This is a genomic window from Ktedonobacteraceae bacterium, from assembly GCA_035653615.1.
Taxonomy (GTDB): Bacteria; Chloroflexota; Ktedonobacteria; order Ktedonobacterales; family Ktedonobacteraceae; genus DASRBN01.
In genome coordinates, this window is record DASRBN010000019.1 from 205,086 (window position 1) to 220,717 (window position 15,632).

Here is a 15,632-nt window from a genome sequence, read left to right on the forward strand (position 1 = left end):
TTTGTTTTTTCCTGCTACCTTCGATTTCTACATAAAATACGGATTCCTATGTTAGTATGGATACAGAGAAAATCTGATCCGAAATTTTGTCACAAAGTTCTGCTTTCAGCGATATCTTTAGTGAAATTCCTTGTCGCGCAAGGAGACAGGGAGAGGGAGCTAGCATGCAACAGCAGAAACGCAGCCAGGGCGAGCAGGAGAACAGCACGGAAACGTCGCTGTTTGACCTCTATGGGCCGACCATCTTCGCGTATATGCGCCTGCATGTTAGCTCGCGTGAAGATGCTGAGGACCTGACTGCGGAGGTCTTCGCGGCGGCATGGGAGCATGATAACCTGCCAGGTTTACAGAGAAAGGAGCAGCTGGCATGGCTGCGGCGGGTCGCGCATAATAAGCTCGTCGATAGCTATCGACGACAGGCTCGTCGTCCTGTTGTCAGCTTAGAAACGGTGGCGGACTCTATTTACGAGGATGAGTCGCGGGCACCAGAATGGGTGGCCGAACGACATGAAGAATTAGATCAACTGCGCAGGGCCATTGAACAATTATCTCCCGTGCAGCAGCAGGTCTTGCAACTACGCTACAGTTCCGGGTTGCCTTTTGCTGACATCGCAATCCTGCTCGATAAACGAGAAGACGCCGTGCGGCAGATGCTTTCACGCGCCATCGCCCACTTAGGCGTTCTCTACAAACGGCAGTAGAAGGGAGAAAAAAGCATGGGAATGCACAATGATTTCACTCCCGAGGAGTTAAGCAGGCAAAACGAACAGCTTATGTGGGACCTGCATCGTCTTTACGATACACACGGCGAGGATATCCAATCACTCGCTCGTATACGAACGCGTCTGCAAAAAAACAATATAAAACCTTTGTATGAAAATCAATCAGCATTTACTCCCGCACCGCCTATGGTGCGCGGGGGAGAAAAGGAAAACACGATGAAACTTATCGGCTTCAGATCTTCTTCTAATGGTAAGGTATGGCAGCAGCGCCTTGGCGCGCTCGCCGCCGTTGTGATCGCGGCCATACTTGTTGGTTCGCTGCTCTTCGTTTTGAGTCATTCGCGCCAACCGGCTAGTGGTGGTCAGCCAAATCACGGTCAAACAACGCCCATAGTGCAGCCGTCGCCAACAAGCAGGCCGGCCAATACGCCCACGGCTACCAATACGCCCACGCCTACAAAGACACCGGTCACGTTCCAGGTGACCGGGATCGATATGGCGGTTCAACCGTCCTCGATTGCGGGATTGGCCTGTGGCAGCAATCTCACCGTAACGTATACGGCCACGTTCCACGTTCCGGCCAATAGTCCCGGCGGCACGGTAGATTTTACCTACACCGTCGATAATGGACGGGGCAGTACGCCGGCCAGTATACAATTCGCGCCGGGGCAGACCACAAAAACGTATACCTTTACCTCGTCAGGCGCGCTCTCGCCCGATAATACCTTTCCCGGCAACGGCGGAGTGATGACGACCAGTCCCAATAGCATTACGTCGAAACTGATCAAGCCAACGGGCACCTGCACGCAGCAGACCTCGTTTCAGGTGACCGGTGTCGATTTAGTGGTGAGTCCATCCTCAATCGCGGGGATAGCCTGCAATACGCAGGTCACGTTCACCTATACGGCCACGTTCCATGCCGCTGCCGGCAGCGGTGGCGGCACCGTGCAGTTCATGTGGACGGCGAACAATGGCCGCTCCAGCACGAACGCGAGCGTTACCTTCGCGCCGGGGCAGACCACAAAAACGTACACCTTTAGCGTTTCAGGCACATTGCCGCCCGACCATACCTTCCCCGGTGTGGCCGAGGTTATCACGACCAGTCCAAATTCGGTGAATTCGCCGCAGGTGAAACCCTCCGGGCAGTGCCAGTAAGGATGCTGACCGCACCGCATTGATTGTTTGTACAACCATCGCTGCCGCGAGCCAAACGGCAGCGATGGCCCAGGCCCTAAAAGAGTAATACTGCTGGCTGGTTACAGGTTTTCCATACAAGAGGTTCATGGTAAGAATAGCCAGGTGGATTTTGTATGCAATGAAAGGAGAACGAATACATGTCAGGTAACCACAGTAACCGGCCAGCCTTTCTCTCGGTTTCCCCTCGTTTTGTCGTCAATAATCTGGAGCAGGCGCTGGCCTTCTACGAACAACTGGGATTTCAGACTACCTATCGCGACGAAGGCTTTGTCATTGTCGAACGGGACGCAGTTGCTCTGCACCTGAATTACTCCTCAGATGTTCCCAAAAGCCATTCGGTGTGTTGGATTAGCGTTACCCGCATCGATGAGTTGTACCAGCAATACCTGCCAACAAACGCCGTTTGTTCTATGCTAGAGGCTAAACCATGGGGTCTCAAAGAGTTTTTCATCAGAGACCCCTATGGCAATCTCATCCTCTTTGCCGAACGCATCCCCGAAGTGGATGCTCATTCCGATTGAAAGGAATCTATTATGAAACTCAGCAGTTTCTTAAAGCCAATGATGATGCTTTGTTTCCTCCCAATGCTATTCATCAGTGCCAGCGTTACTGGTGTTGCCAGTGCCGCCCCGTTGGCTTGCAGCTGGAAGATTGTGAGCAGTCCCAACCCCGGCTTTCCCGATGGTCTTGGTAGCGTGGCCGCGGTTTCGGCCACTGATGCCTGGGCTGTTGGCAGCTCTGGTAGACAGAGTGGCAGCGGCCAGCCGATCATTGAGCAATGGAATGGGACGCAGTGGAGCGCCGTTAGCAGTCCCAGCACCGGCACGCTTTATAGCACGCTTACTAGCGTAGCAGTGGTCTCGGCCAACGATATATGGGCAGTAGGTTGGGAAGGCGTTAATGGTATCGCTGAAACGCTAACCGAGCATTGGGATGGCACGCAATGGAATATCGTCAGCAGCCCTGATCCTGGCTCGGCAGGCAACGAGTTTTTCAGCGTGGCAGTGGTCTCGACCAATGATGTGTGGGCCGTCGGAAACAGTCAATCCACGACGACAATCGGTGGGGTGGAGCAGACGCTGGTCGAGCATTGGAACGGGACGCAGTGGAGCGTGGTTAGCAGCCCCAACCCTGTTCCGCAAGTCAGCGCTCTTACCGGCGTGGCCGCTGTCTCATCCAGTGATGTCCTGGCCGTCGGATTCTATGTAGGTAGCAACGGCATCTGGGATACGCTGACCGAACAGTGGAATGGGACGCAGTGGAGCGTAGTCAGCAGCCCCAGCCCCGGCACGCAGATTAACTACCTGGCCAGCGTCGCGGCGACCTCGGCCAATGACGCCTGGGCCGTCGGATACGCCGACAGCCAGACGCTGACCGAGCACTGGAACGGCACGCAATGGAGCGTTGTGTCAAGCTCCGGCCCTGGCCCTGTCAGCAACAGCCTGCTTGGAGTGGCAGAAATCTCGACCAGTAATGTCTGGGCCGTGGGATACTACCAGACCAGCGATTTTGTCGCCCATACGCTCACCGAGCATTGGAACGGCAAACAATGGCATGTCGTAAAAAGCCCCAGCCCCGGCACGAATAGCGCACAGTTCGAAGGAGTAGCCGCGACCTCGCCTACAGACGTGTGGGCCGTAGGTCACTCGGATAGTACGACGCTGGTCGAGCATTATTGTTAGGATAAGCGCGCCGCGGGCCGATAATGGAGTTTGATAAACTACTCCAGCAATGAACGGAGGCCGATAAATCGGCGGTGTGTACGGTGAACCGGCCCCTACGGCTCCGCCGCGGGGGCCGGTTCACCATGTTATAACCAGCTTCGCCGCAGGGCCGGTTGGCGGTGTGATACCCGGCCTCGCGGCGGGGCCGTAGGCCCCGATTTATCGGCCCCAGGTCCATTCATCACAGCTGTTCAATCCATGCGTGTGATGGATTGGTGGCGATCAAGGCCCAGCGCAGCCAGGCACGGCGTTCGGGTTCCAGCAGCGTGCAGATCTTTGCGAAATCGGACTGGTCTTTGCCGCGGTCTTTTCCGGTGGTGTTCTTGCTTTTAAATAACAGCACCAGTTCGGGGGCGAGAAAGGGGATTCCGCCGTCAGATCGGAGTGCGGCCCGGCTCATGTGCCGTATGATGAACGGTTCCCGGCGAAAGCGCCAGACTTCCCCGTCCAGGTTGGTCAGCAGGAAGTCCATGAATGCTCCATTGCGGTGGGCATGTACCTGGTGGCGCGGCAGCTCCAGGCGCATATGCACCGGCCAGGGATGCAGCCGCTCTTCAAATGGCGTCACCAGCTTCCAGCCGCGCTCCAGCAAATATTGTTGCAGGGCAAGCTGGTCCGCGCGAGATATGACCACGTCGACATCCTGGTGGACGCGCGTCACTTGCCCAAGGAACAGGTCGAGCGCCCAGCCGCCACAGATGTACCAGGAATGAGGATAATCGCGCATCTCATCGGCCACGCGCTGCAGGGGCGAGAAGCCCTCGCGCTCGATCCATAACTGGTGTGCATCATCGAGCATCTGATCGAACCAATGTCTCTTTGTCTCGTGGTAGTCGCCTGACTCGATGTCACCAACCCATGCCTGCTTGCGAGCCGACAGAGTTTGCCGAGCCGCCTCATCATGACGCAGGTACTCGCTCACAAGAATATAATCCGTCCATAACGGGCTTCCAGGCTCGATCAGGTAAAGACGAAACATCCCGCTCGCGTGCCGGAAGCGCTGTTCGGGAGCGCTTGCGAAGCCGGGATCGAGTTCGTAGCCCAGAGATGCCAGGGCTTCCCGCGCGGATGCTTCGAGAGGGAACGGCCACACGGCAAGGGCAATGTCTACGCATGGTTGTCTGAAGAGGCCAGGTATGCTGGTTGCTCCAACGTGTTCGATTTGCTCGATGATTCCGCCATCAGGGATTGTGCCGAGCGCCGCGATCAGTCGTTCGCGCTCGCTGGCATAGTGATCTTTCCAGTGATTGCCGCCCGGTGTTTGTTCCATGTCCCGTTCTGCTCCTTGTAAGGGGCTGTCCCTGCTGAAATTGAATCAATCAAAGTCGGCCATGTCATTCTGAGTATGGGGCTGTCCCTGCTGAAATTGAATCAATCAAAGTCGACCATGTCATTTTGAGCGAAGCGAAGAATCTCGCGCGCCACAAGAGGATTCTTCGCTTCACTCAGAATGACATGGTTGATCATCGTTGTCAAAATTCATCGATTAGGGAATGTATACGGCAGGGATGATCCAGTATAGCACATTACCCTAAAAGGTGGTAAATGGCGTTGCTCAAAGGGCTCATGGCTGGTTTGGGTGGCCGCCTGGGGCAGTGGTTTGGGTGCCGAGGTCGTCGGAGCGCCCGGCGGCAAGCCGGGACCACTGGGCGGTCGGGCGGCCGTCCAGCCGGAACTGGCCACCTTTGGAATCCCACCGCTGCGGCCAGCCAGCGGGCGAGTCTTCCCAGGTCTCCTGCCGGCCATACACAGTCATGTCTAACAGTCCGTAGGTAGGAGCCATCACTTCATTGCCGCGGCCGGTGGTCCAGTAGGTCTCGAAGACCCGGTCACCGTCTCGGAGATAGCAGACCAGGATGCCGAAGTGCCGGTCCGCGACCAGCTGGTCCACGGACTCCTGTGGCACCGAGTACCAGGGAACATCCCAGCCCATGAAGTCGCGGTAACGGATGCTCTCCTCGTATGGGCCTTCGCAGAACGTCGCGTAGGTAACGTCACGGGAATGCAGGTAGGATAGCTCGCGAACCTGGCTGTTGGAGAAGGTGCAGCCCTCGCACTGGGCGCTGGCGGGTTGACCGGTGTGCCACATGTGAAAATAGACGATCAGAAGCTTGCGGCCCTCGAAGACCTCCAGCAACGTGACTGGTCCATGCGGGCCAACCAGCTGGATGGTGGGGTCCATCTCCACTACCGGCAGGCGTCTGCGAGCCGCCGCGATCGCGTCCCCTTCGCGGGTGTGCGCCTTTTCCCGAACTCGCAGCTTGTCCAGTTCCGCCTGCCAGGTGGCCCGGTCAACCACCGCGGGCAGCGCAGAAGTGTCGAGGCCCTTGGGGAAATGGTGCTGATCATATGGGTTCATAGGTGGTTCCTTTCTTTTCTCTCTCCCTCTTGCATTCGAGATGACTGATGGAGAGCGTAGATTTTCTTGCAATTTGCACGTGTATCTATTCTATGAGCCGAGAAAGAAAATGGCAATTCGGATGTTGTCTCAATCTCTCGCTCATGCCTCCCGGTTACTTCGTCTCAAGCCTGCTTTCCGGCGTATTGAGTACCGGCACTATCATCGTCCTGGCAGGAATCGTCATGATACGCAGTGCTTTCTGGCTGCTGGCGCAGGCAATGAAGCTAAAGCAATCGCAGATTTTTGCGAGGCCAGTAGGGGCGGGGGTTGTAGCGGATGCGGGGAAGAGGGAGCTTGCCAAAAAAACTATATGTCATCCAGGCGTCAACCGCAGCCTCAATACTCCTGGCATCGGCAGCTCGAGATCGAAATGGGCAATGCTGCCGGTTGGTTTCACATCGGGCAATGATTGCTCGTCGAGTTTATCGGCGGCATGTAATTGTTTCCATTGCGCGGCTGTGGGCCAGTCGCGCTCTGATTGCCAGTGAGCAGCGATGTTGGAGTGGCGGGCGTCGACGCGTGCCAGCGAACAGTGATAGGGGCGGTCTTCAAGCTGTTCGATGCTGATGCGCAGGCGGCGATTGAGCAGGGGACTGCCCTGGACTTTGGACTGGTCGAGCGTGCCGTTCCAGGCCAGGATGTCTATGGAGCCATCCGCTTTGCGAGTGGCCCAGGCATCTACCAGCGACCCGGCACCATCTCCTTGCAGGTCAAGCCGCACGAGGTCCGTGCCCATGTCTTGCAGCAGGGCCAGCGCCCAGAAACGCGGCTTGCGCAGGTTGCCGATGGTGAGCAGCCCGAAGCCGCCGTGCAGCAGCTTGGATGGCCGTCCCAACTCCTCGAAGTGATCGCTGATGACCCAGTAAGAAAGGGCATCGCCTCGTCCCTGGATGCTTTTCATGCCATGTAGTACAAATGGCGCGCCGAACGCCTCGTCGTCGACGGCGGCAAAGTGCGTTGGTGATACGCCCCATTCCGTCCACCAGATCTTGACGTTCTCGCATCCATAGGCTTTGAGCGCCTGCCGTATGTCCAGTGGCAGGTTGCCGTAGGTGTGAGTCGAGACGAAATCTAGCGGAAGCTGCTTGCCGCGCACGAAGTCCAGCAGGGCGGAGATCCATTCCGCCGCCGCGCTTGATGGGCCACCCACGAGTAGACGCTCATCGACCGACTTGATAGCGCGGGCGCTTAGCTCATAGAGCCGGAAATATTCTTCCTGGGTGCCGCTCCAGAACACTTTCAGGTTGGGCTCATTCCAGACCTCGAAACCCCATTGGGTCACTTCCTCGATGCCGTAGCGTTCCACGAGATGCGCGGCGAGTCGATGAATCAATGCTTCCCAGCGCTTCCAATCGCGCGGCGGCGAGATGATGCCGCGATAGGCAAAGACGGTGGCGTCAGGATCAGAGGCCAGGTCGCGCGGCATGAAAGAAAGCTCTACCACCGGGCGCAGCCCTATTTCCAGCAGGTCATCATAGATGCGGTCGATGTTCGTGAAATCGTACCGCGGCTCTCCATTAACCTCATGGTAGACAGGATGTTCGATATCTTCCTGTGTGAGACCATCCGCGAGAGCAACACCGGCAAGGCGCGCGGGCGTTGTCAGGATGGCATGGGCACGGATGTGAGTAGCGCCCAGTTCCGCGCGCGCAATGCGCAGCGCCTGCGCGAACTCCGCGCCGATATTGTTGCTGCCCGGCCCTTCACCATAGAAGAGTTGTGAGAGATGCTCCGAGCCGAGCATTTGCCACACTCGATGAATATGGCCCGCCGCCGTCCGGGCTTTGACATTCAGGTTCAGCAGCGCCGGACTGCTCGTTCCCGCTTGTGCCTCGACAGGCCCTGTGAGCTTGCCCGGCTTTCCCTTGACATCTGAAAGCGAGGCCACGGCATACCAGTAGCGCCTGCCGGGTGTGCCTGTCGTATCGGCATACACCGGCCCGGGTACGGGAATAACATCGCCTCCGCCGTGATCGATGGGCGCGAAAGGCCCGGACGGCGATTCGCTGCGCTGCACGAGGTATCCAACTGCCCCGGGCACGGGTTGCCAGCGCAAGGTCACCTGGCCTGCCCCCGCTTCGGCAGTGAGGCCGCCCGGCGGTGGCAACTCGACTGTGGCATATTGCCCCTGTGACACTGCCCCGCCGGAAGAGCGCTGGCCGATGTGTTCTTCCCATTCAGCGCGCGCGCCGGTATGCTGCTGCGAAGACGTATCCATGAGGTATCGTTACCCTTTCAGGCCCGTTAAGGCAATGCCCTGCGTGAAGTAGCGCTGGAGCGCCAGGAAGACCGCGATAATCGGCAGCACGACTACTACTGCACCTGCCAGCAGCAGCCCGTTATCGGATGAGTGCTGACCAACCGCAAATGTCGCCAGCGCCACCGGCAGGTTATATTTTTGATCGCTGGTAAGCACGATCAAGGGCCAGAAGAAGTCGTTCCACGAACTCAAGAACGTCAGGATGGTCACGGTGGCAAGGGCCGGCTTCGAGAGCGGCATCGCTATGCGCCAGAACAGGAAGAACTCGCTGGCGCCATCGACGCGCCCCGCTTCAAGCAGTTCATCCGGGATGCCGAGCATGAACTGGCGCATCAAAAACACGTTGAATGCCGCCGCGGCCTCGGGCAGGATCACCGCCGGAAGCGTATTGACCAGGTGTATCTTGCTCATCAGCACGAACAAGGATACATAGGTGACGGCGGCAGGCACCATCATCGTTGACAGCACCAGCAGGAAGAGCGCATTTTTCCCGCCGAACTTCAGCTTGGCCAGCGCGTAGCCGAGCATAGAGCAGAAGAGCAGGTTCAATACCGTAATGCTGACTGCCAGGATGATCGAATTCAGAAAGTACAGCGGGAAATTGAAATTGTTGAAAAGCCGGTAAAAGTTATTCAGCGTTGGCGCCTGGGGAATCCAGTCCGGCGGCACAAGAGCCAGCTCAGCAGGATTCTTGAGCGAACTGAGAATCATCCAGACGAAAGGGATGATCATCACGATCAACCCCAGGGTAAGCAGGGCGTAGATCCACCAGTTCCGTTTGAGGGCATCGATGCGCGCCTGTTTCTTCTGCTCCTCCGTTGCATCTGCCGGTACCGCGAAGGCCGGGGTGGTAGTCTGGGTGTCCAACATAATCTCTACCTCCTATTGCTCACTCATGTCTGAGGCCGCAGAATGCGGAACTGAACCAGCGAGACGATGGCAATCGCTACGAACAGCACATAGGCGATGGCGCTCGCGTACCCTTGATTGAAGTAATTGAAGCCCTGTTGGTACAGGTACATCGAGACGGTGAGCGTGCGGTTGAGCGGGCCACCGCCGGTCATCACAAATGGCTCCGCGAAGACTTGCAGGAAAGCGATACTGGTGGTAACCACCACGAAGAGCATCGTGGGCTGCAGCAGCGGCAGCGTGATGTAACGAAAGCGCGCGAAAGAACCCGCGCCGTCGATGTGAGCCGCCTCGTAGAGCGTCTTATCGATGCCTTGCAGCCCGGCGAGGAAGATGATCATCGCGCCCCCCAGGTTATGCCAGACGGCCATGAAGATGATCGAGGGCATCGCCAGGTTCGGGTCGCCGAGCCAGTTTATGCCCGGCAAACCAACCGCGTGCAGCACATTGTTGATAAGGCCCACGTCGGGGTCATAGAGATAGCGCCAGACGACGGCAATGGCAACGATACTGGTGACGACCGGCAGGTAATAGCCGACGCGGAAAATTGCCCGAAACGCCCCCACACCTCGATTCAGCCCGACGGCAATCAACAAAGCGAGAACGACATCGAGCGGTATGCCGATGACCACGAACTCGAGCGTGTTCAGTACGGCAGCGATAAAATCTGGGTCATGGGCAAGCTGCACGTAGTTGCGGAAGCCAATGAAATTCAGGTTGAACGGATTCGCTACGTTAGCGATGCCGAAGTCAGTGAAGCTCAGGATCAGCGAGGCGATGATGGGCGCGGCCATGAAGACCACGAAGATAATGATCCACGGCGATGCAAAGAGCCAGGGTACCAGGCGACCACCGAGCCTCACCCGCGACCTGCGCGGCGCTTTGTGCGCCGCGCGAGCCGCCGGGGTGACGGTAGATGTTCGAGTTGTAGTACTCATTCATCAGCTCCCGGTGCCTATGGATTGCGCTTTCTGTTGCATCGTCTGCGCGCCCTGCTGCGGGGTCATCTTCCCAAACATCACCTGCTGCATCTGGTCATCGATCATGTTAGCGATCTGCTCCCAGTTGACGATAGTGGGAGGGCCCTTGGTGTCGCTTAATTGATCGTGGAAGATGGTCAGGTACTTGTTTGTAGCAAGCGTACCGCTACTCCAGGCCGCCTTCACCGCGGGCAGGTCCGAAACGGTTTCATACCACTTTTGCTGCACAGCCGGCTGCGTAACATATTGCACGAACTTCCAGGCGGCAGCGCGATTGGGACTGTTCTTGAAGACGACCATATCGGCTCCCCCGGCGAACGAGGTGTTCGTGATATCCTTAGGCAGTGTGGTGATCGCCCATTTGCCGTTCATTGCCGCTCCGCCCTCTTGCTGGATCAGGCTGATCTCCCATGGGCCTGAAATGAACATCGGTGTCGATCCACTGACAAAGCCCTGCGCAACATCGAAGTTTGGCGGCTCCGTCATGGGCGTGAGGCCCTGTTTGAAAAATTGCTGGTAGTAGGCGAGGGCCTGTACTACCGGAGAGGTATTAAAGGTGAACTGGTTGTTGTTGTAGACTCGCCCACCGGCCTGCCAGACAAGAGGCAGCCATTCTTCCCAGTCGTTGGATTGCAACGAAATGCCGTACTTCGCTCCGCCTTTCTGCTGCATGGCTTTGGCATCCGCCAGCAGTTGCTGCCAGGTCTGAGGTGGGCTGGTGATACCGGCCTTCTGGGCGATATCGGTACGATAGAACAGCACGCGAGTATCGACGTACCATGGGACGCCATAAGACTGGCCGTTATAAACGGTGGTATTCCAGGCGCTCTGGAAAAAATCGCTCGGGTTAAAACTGCTGGGAGTGGTATCCAGCGCGCCGGTCTTGGCAAATTCTGCCATCCAGGTCGTGCCCATCTGGGCGATATCGGGCGTCTGGTTCCCTTCGACCGCGGTCAGCAGCTTGCTATGCGCATCACTCCAGGGAATAGACTGCACCGTAATGTGGATATTGGGATTCTGCTTCATGAAATCGTTCGCGAGTACCTTCAGATTATCGCCCTCTGTTCCCATGGCCCATATTGTTAGATTGCCGGAATTAGCGTTACCGCTTCCACCTCCGCCTCCACCGCAGGCGGCCAGGACCATCACAAGCAGCGTCAGTGGTGCAAGAATGGCGAGGAGCTTATGTTTCCTCATGCCGTATCTCCTTTCTTCTCAAGAAACCCAGGATTCTGAATCATCTATATTCATTCTTTTATCGAGAGGATGATAAAAGAATAGGTTACTTTGCCCAACAATGAGTAGGAGTTATCTATCTAAAGGTGACCACGCCCGCAAATTCAATTGCTAGACTGAAATCACATCCATTATATATTAGCAATCTCTTCTATATTGAAACCTGCGATATTTAAGACACGTATAATATAGTTCGAAGGAATACATTTGCCCCGCTGAGACGGTGAGACGCAAGGGTTTGCAGTTTCTCCTTTTTCCCTGTATACTTGGTATACAGGGAATATATCGCACCACGAGCTAATTCATGCTTCCTATTCCCTCGGCATTTACATGGACTTGTCGTATAGAACTTTTTGAGGAGGATTTGACATGACACAGTTTGTTTTTCCCCCGTCGGCATTTCTTCCACTCGCGATTGGCTTCTTTGGCCTCGGCACCGGCTACTTCGTCTGGGGAGGCCACGCGGTATTCGGCTACCCCAAGGAATCATTGGATGTGAGCCGGTCGATGGGTATGTGGGCATTCTGGATGCCGGGCTTCATGCAGTTTATCACCGGCATTACTCTCCTGGTCGGATTGACCTGGTTCAATGTCTTTGCCAAGCCGGGAGGCGCGGCGACTTCACCCCTCTATATGGCCGCGCTGGCTTTCACGGCATATGGTATCCACTGGTTTGCCATGGCGCACCGGCGTTTCATCGGTGCCAGCGCATTGCCCGACGCCTGGATGGCAATTGCATTCTTTTTGATCTCCGTACTGGGCGTGATTGTTTTCGCAATCGCGGGCGATGTTCCGGTCGTGATCGTCTTTATCGGTCTGTCTTTGATCTACCTGACGGAAGCTCCCACGCGCTTTGGCTTCTTCCCCATGGGAGCGCGCCTGGTCGGTATCTGGCAGTTGCTTACCGGCATCTGGCTGATGTACCTGACATTTGCCGTAACATTGAACTTTTCCAACGGCCTGCACCTCTGGGTATAGGCTGAAGCAGGCGCTGGTAGGGCGTATCTTCCTATTCTTTCCAGATCAGGAAGGTACGCCTTTTATTTTAAAATGGGCAGGTCGGCTAGCGTCTCTTTTTTCCACTGTCGCAGGTGATGAAAGTCCGTTTTGTGAGAAAATATGAGGATACATTCCATGTTCACCCTACGTCGTTACACCCCCGCCGATCAAGAAGCTATCGAGTACCTGCATGTCTATGCTCTTGAGCAGACCGGTGCCTATCTGGGACGCGGCCCCTGGGACGATGATATCTATACCATTGAGGAAACGTATCTTAACAACCAGGGAGAATTTTTGATCGGCGAATGGGATGGGGTCTTCGTGGCTATGGGAGCCTTTCGCCACACGGGTCCGCGGCGTGCCGAAATCAAACGTATGCGTGTCCACCCTGACTACCAGGGTCGCGGGCTTGGCCAAATCATCCTCAACGAACTCGAAGCCCGCGCCCGCGCCATGGGCTACAAAACCTTGCACCTGGATACATCGATCCTGCAAATTCCCGCCCGTAAGCTCTACGAAAAAAACGGCTATCGCGAGGTTGGCAGGGATAACTATGGCGGTCTGGAAGTCATTTTGTATGAGAAAGAACTGGGTTAAGCTCTATCCCCTGCTTTCCTGCAATTCCCTTTCCATTTCTCCCACCTGCGCTACGCCGGTCGCTGAAACATTACCCTGAGAGACTGACTACTGCTGCTACAATGTCCGCATCCTCTTAGTTAGGGATAATGCTGCCGATACCGTTCGAGTTGAACTCGGTAAACCAGACATTGCCGTCAGGGCCGCTCGTAATCCCCTCAGGCGTGCTTCCAGGTGTGGCCTGGTATTCACCGGCGAACTGGCCGCTGGGCAGCATGCGCCCGATGCGACTGGTGCCTGACTCGGTAAACCACAAGACATCATCAGGGCCGGTCGTGATCTCTTCGGGAAAACTATTGGGAGTCGGCAGAGGATATTCAGTGATTTGCCCGCTGCTGGTGATGCGCCCAATCTGGTTGGCAGACGTCTCGACAAACCAGAGCGCGCCATCGGGGCCGCGCGTAATGCCCTGCGGGCTGCTACCGGGAGTGGGGGTAGGAAACTCAGTGATTTGACCGCTGGATGTGATACGCGCGATCTTGCTCGTTTCACTCTCGGTGAACCACTGGTTGCCGTCGAACCCCACGGTAATGTCGCCGGGAAAACTATTGGTGCTGGGGATCGTATATTCGGTAATGGAACCAGGATTGGAGGCAGCCAGCACCCTACCGCCATTCAGGCTCAAAATACCTGCCAGCATAAACACGACGAACCCCAATTTGAAACACACATTCCAGAGACGGGGAGTTTGCATTGTAATGCTCCTTTTCTAACTGAAACAGTTTTTTATATTCATAAGTTTTAATCACCGCTTCGTTATCCATCGAAGCGTTGTAGAAAGTATGCTTGATTTTGCCCCTGGAAATAAGATCATGTACTGGTCTTTTAGTAGTCTCATCACCCGGCGATACTGTGACTACTTTGCATGGATGACGTGCTGATTTTTGCGGTAGAGATGAGGAATAAGGAGAACAATAGGGAAATCAGTAGGGGTGGGGGGCGGGGATAGGGAGCTTGCTCCGTCCTGGGGCCAGGATATCAGGTAGAGTTTTTACGAGGCCGCCAGGGACGTGTCATTCTAAGCGCAAGAAACCGAAGCTCTGAGGAACGAAGGACTTCGGTTTCTTGCGCTCAGAACGACATGCCTGAGAATCAATGACAGTTCCTGGGGCACTACCAGGCAGCGCCGATACTTGTAAAAAAATCATACCCCGGACGTGTACGTAAGGAAAGGAAGAAAGGGCCGGCACTGTGCCGGGTTCCTGGTTGTCCACCTATCCCGTTACAGGCCGGCCCTTTCCTCTCACTCTCCCCAAATTTTTGTTTTTCCAGGCCCTTTAAGCCATCTCAACCCTTGCCTGCGCTGCTCCCACCTCGTCACTGGCGGCAGCAGGGAGCCGCCTGACCTGGTGGATATAGGCGACAATGATAAGGATTTCTTCCGCCAGGTTGTACAGGAAGTGCAGGTCGGGACGCGTGATTGGCAGACCGCCGGCGATAGCGCCTCCCTGCGCCAGCAGACCTGGCGAGCCAACAACGCCGGTTGTGATGTAGTAATGAATGATCGCCACGTGCTCGATGGCGTGCCAGGTGGCCAGGATGATGAGCGGCCACAGCCAGGGGTTTGTCTTGCGATAGAGGAAAAACAGGATGTAGACACAAACGAGTACCCAGCAGGCATCGAAGAGGAAATGCACCCACTCCAGGTCAAGCTGGCCGATCAGTCCATGCGCCTGCGTACCGCTCAGACCCATGATGTGAATCTGGACCATTTGCGCGATATGTTCTATGAAATGGACGCTCTGGGAAATCAGCAGGACGAAAAAGAAGGCGATCCAGCGATCGCGCCGGTAAAGCGATCTCGTAATAATGGTAAAGACGGGCAGCCAGGCCAGCAGGATAAGGATCATGATTAACCACACCTGCCAGCCGAGCGCGTGGAGGACGATCAATACAAATGAGGTGAGCGAGGCTAAGATGACGGCAATCAAGGGAACGTCGGAGTGCAGGGAAACAATTTGCCTGGCCAGGCGAGTGCTCATGGGTTGTCCACCTTTTCTGAAACTTCACATGGTCGAAGCTAAAAGGAACAACAAGCAGGCGAAACAGCACTTTACGGAAGAGCAGATCCCCCAGAAGTGCTATTCCCAGGCCTTCTGTATGGCACATAAAGGCTTACGAATTATTGTAGCATATTTCGCGTAATTGGGATTCTGGCCATCAGCAATCGGCACTTGCGGGCGAAAGAACTTGTGCGGATTTTTTTACACGCGCGGCTTCCTGAACGTCCGTGACTTCTCGTTTTCCAAAGACATATGGCATATCTTGCCAGGCGCCGCGATGAGAGGTACAAACCAGGAACTGATCCTGCGTTTTGCTGGCAAAGATGGCCAGCACGCGCTCCTGAAGGGTATGCGCAATACGAGGATCGAGATATTGCCCGACCTCAATATGGCACTTGCCGGCAAACACCGTATCTACTGAGAGAGCCTGAATGTTTTTGGAGCTCAGAGGCTGGAGATAAATTTCGGTCACATATGACCGGATACGCTCCTGCGCGTACGCGGCCGGTTTCCCCTTATGCTTGTCTGCCATAGATATGTAACCCCCACTCCTGAAAAAAAACTT

Annotated in this window: 15 protein-coding genes; 6 read left to right on the forward strand and 9 right to left on the reverse strand. The window is 55.9% G+C overall.

Going from position 1 to position 15,632, the window contains the following annotated elements:
- Positions 1-164: 164 nt before the first annotated feature.
- The 4 genes from VFA09_10700 (at position 165) to VFA09_10715 (ending at position 3,601) form a co-directional block, all read left to right on the forward strand.
- The gene (locus tag VFA09_10700) at positions 165-701 is read left to right on the forward strand and encodes a sigma-70 family RNA polymerase sigma factor (protein ID HZU67733.1); all 537 of its coding nucleotides are present in this window, start codon (positions 165-167) and stop codon (positions 699-701) included.
- 15 nt (positions 702-716) lie between these two features.
- The gene (locus VFA09_10705) at positions 717-1,877 is read left to right on the forward strand and encodes a hypothetical protein (protein HZU67734.1); all 1,161 of its coding nucleotides are present in this window, start codon (positions 717-719) and stop codon (positions 1,875-1,877) included.
- A 179-nt stretch (positions 1,878-2,056) separates the two neighbouring features.
- Positions 2,057-2,440, forward strand: coding sequence for a VOC family protein (locus VFA09_10710; GenBank protein HZU67735.1), 384 nt, complete (start codon positions 2,057-2,059; stop codon positions 2,438-2,440).
- Between the two features lie 12 nt (positions 2,441-2,452).
- Positions 2,453-3,601: a hypothetical protein gene (locus VFA09_10715; GenBank protein HZU67736.1), complete on the forward strand. Its 1,149-nt coding sequence runs from the start codon at positions 2,453-2,455 to the stop codon at positions 3,599-3,601.
- Between the two features lie 223 nt (positions 3,602-3,824).
- On the opposite strand, the gene VFA09_10720 is transcribed toward VFA09_10715, so the two are convergent.
- From VFA09_10720 to VFA09_10745, 6 genes are all read right to left on the reverse strand, one after another.
- Entirely contained in the window at positions 3,825-4,913 is a 1,089-nt protein-coding gene (locus tag VFA09_10720; GenBank protein HZU67737.1) for a GrpB family protein, read from the reverse strand.
- A 294-nt stretch (positions 4,914-5,207) separates the two neighbouring features.
- Positions 5,208-6,002 carry a DUF899 family protein gene (locus VFA09_10725; protein HZU67738.1) on the reverse strand — a complete coding sequence of 265 codons (795 nt, stop codon included), beginning with the start codon at positions 6,000-6,002 and terminating at the stop codon, positions 5,208-5,210.
- A gap of 355 nt (positions 6,003-6,357) precedes the next feature.
- Entirely contained in the window at positions 6,358-8,262 is a 1,905-nt protein-coding gene (locus VFA09_10730; GenBank protein HZU67739.1) for a hypothetical protein, read from the reverse strand.
- A 9-nt stretch (positions 8,263-8,271) separates the two neighbouring features.
- Positions 8,272-9,174, reverse strand: a complete 903-nt coding sequence (locus VFA09_10735; protein ID HZU67740.1) for a carbohydrate ABC transporter permease — start codon at positions 9,172-9,174, stop codon at positions 8,272-8,274.
- A 23-nt stretch (positions 9,175-9,197) separates the two neighbouring features.
- Positions 9,198-10,151 carry a sugar ABC transporter permease gene (locus VFA09_10740; protein ID HZU67741.1) on the reverse strand — a complete coding sequence of 318 codons (954 nt, stop codon included), beginning with the start codon at positions 10,149-10,151 and terminating at the stop codon, positions 9,198-9,200.
- A gap of 3 nt (positions 10,152-10,154) precedes the next feature.
- Complete coding sequence (locus VFA09_10745; GenBank protein ID HZU67742.1) at positions 10,155-11,390, reverse strand: sugar ABC transporter substrate-binding protein; 1,236 nt, start codon at positions 11,388-11,390, stop codon at positions 10,155-10,157.
- Between the two features lie 408 nt (positions 11,391-11,798).
- On the opposite strand from VFA09_10745, the gene VFA09_10750 reads away from it, so the two are divergent.
- Together VFA09_10750 and VFA09_10755 are read left to right on the forward strand one after the other, a co-directional pair.
- A complete protein-coding gene (locus VFA09_10750; protein HZU67743.1) occupies positions 11,799-12,407 on the forward strand; it encodes a hypothetical protein in 609 nt (202 codons plus the stop codon).
- Positions 12,408-12,563: 156 nt separating this feature from the next.
- Positions 12,564-13,025 (forward strand): GNAT family N-acetyltransferase, encoded by a 462-nt coding sequence (locus tag VFA09_10755; GenBank protein ID HZU67744.1) that lies wholly within the window; start codon positions 12,564-12,566, stop codon positions 13,023-13,025.
- 115 nt (positions 13,026-13,140) lie between these two features.
- On the opposite strand, the gene VFA09_10760 is transcribed toward VFA09_10755, so the two are convergent.
- From VFA09_10760 to VFA09_10770, 3 genes are all read right to left on the reverse strand, one after another.
- Positions 13,141-13,758 carry a hypothetical protein gene (locus VFA09_10760; GenBank protein ID HZU67745.1) on the reverse strand — a complete coding sequence of 206 codons (618 nt, stop codon included), beginning with the start codon at positions 13,756-13,758 and terminating at the stop codon, positions 13,141-13,143.
- Positions 13,759-14,341: 583 nt separating this feature from the next.
- The gene (locus tag VFA09_10765) at positions 14,342-15,046 is read right to left on the reverse strand and encodes a hypothetical protein (protein HZU67746.1); all 705 of its coding nucleotides are present in this window, start codon (positions 15,044-15,046) and stop codon (positions 14,342-14,344) included.
- 178 nt (positions 15,047-15,224) lie between these two features.
- Positions 15,225-15,599 (reverse strand): hypothetical protein, encoded by a 375-nt coding sequence (locus tag VFA09_10770; protein HZU67747.1) that lies wholly within the window; start codon positions 15,597-15,599, stop codon positions 15,225-15,227.
- Positions 15,600-15,632: the final 33 nt, after the last annotated feature.

What these genes read in the sequence shown, in the direction of transcription:
- VFA09_10700 (HZU67733.1), top strand. Translation starts at nt 165, where the DNA reads ATGCAACAGCAGAAACGCAGCCAGGGCGAGCAGGAGAACAGCACGGAA.
- VFA09_10705 (HZU67734.1), top strand. Translation starts at nt 717, where the DNA reads ATGGGAATGCACAATGATTTCACTCCCGAGGAGTTAAGCAGGCAAAAC.
- VFA09_10710 (HZU67735.1), top strand. Translation starts at nt 2,057, where the DNA reads ATGTCAGGTAACCACAGTAACCGGCCAGCCTTTCTCTCGGTTTCCCCT.
- VFA09_10715 (HZU67736.1), top strand. Translation starts at nt 2,453, where the DNA reads ATGAAACTCAGCAGTTTCTTAAAGCCAATGATGATGCTTTGTTTCCTC.
- VFA09_10720 (HZU67737.1), bottom strand. Translation starts at nt 4,913, where the DNA reads ATGGAACAAACACCGGGCGGCAATCACTGGAAAGATCACTATGCCAGC.
- VFA09_10725 (HZU67738.1), bottom strand. Translation starts at nt 6,002, where the DNA reads ATGAACCCATATGATCAGCACCATTTCCCCAAGGGCCTCGACACTTCT.
- VFA09_10730 (HZU67739.1), bottom strand. Translation starts at nt 8,262, where the DNA reads ATGGATACGTCTTCGCAGCAGCATACCGGCGCGCGCGCTGAATGGGAA.
- VFA09_10735 (HZU67740.1), bottom strand. Translation starts at nt 9,174, where the DNA reads ATGTTGGACACCCAGACTACCACCCCGGCCTTCGCGGTACCGGCAGAT.
- VFA09_10740 (HZU67741.1), bottom strand. Translation starts at nt 10,151, where the DNA reads ATGAGTACTACAACTCGAACATCTACCGTCACCCCGGCGGCTCGCGCG.
- VFA09_10745 (HZU67742.1), bottom strand. Translation starts at nt 11,390, where the DNA reads ATGAGGAAACATAAGCTCCTCGCCATTCTTGCACCACTGACGCTGCTT.
- VFA09_10750 (HZU67743.1), top strand. Translation starts at nt 11,799, where the DNA reads ATGACACAGTTTGTTTTTCCCCCGTCGGCATTTCTTCCACTCGCGATT.
- VFA09_10755 (HZU67744.1), top strand. Translation starts at nt 12,564, where the DNA reads ATGTTCACCCTACGTCGTTACACCCCCGCCGATCAAGAAGCTATCGAG.
- VFA09_10760 (HZU67745.1), bottom strand. Translation starts at nt 13,758, where the DNA reads ATGCAAACTCCCCGTCTCTGGAATGTGTGTTTCAAATTGGGGTTCGTC.
- VFA09_10765 (HZU67746.1), bottom strand. Translation starts at nt 15,046, where the DNA reads ATGAGCACTCGCCTGGCCAGGCAAATTGTTTCCCTGCACTCCGACGTT.
- VFA09_10770 (HZU67747.1), bottom strand. Translation starts at nt 15,599, where the DNA reads ATGGCAGACAAGCATAAGGGGAAACCGGCCGCGTACGCGCAGGAGCGT.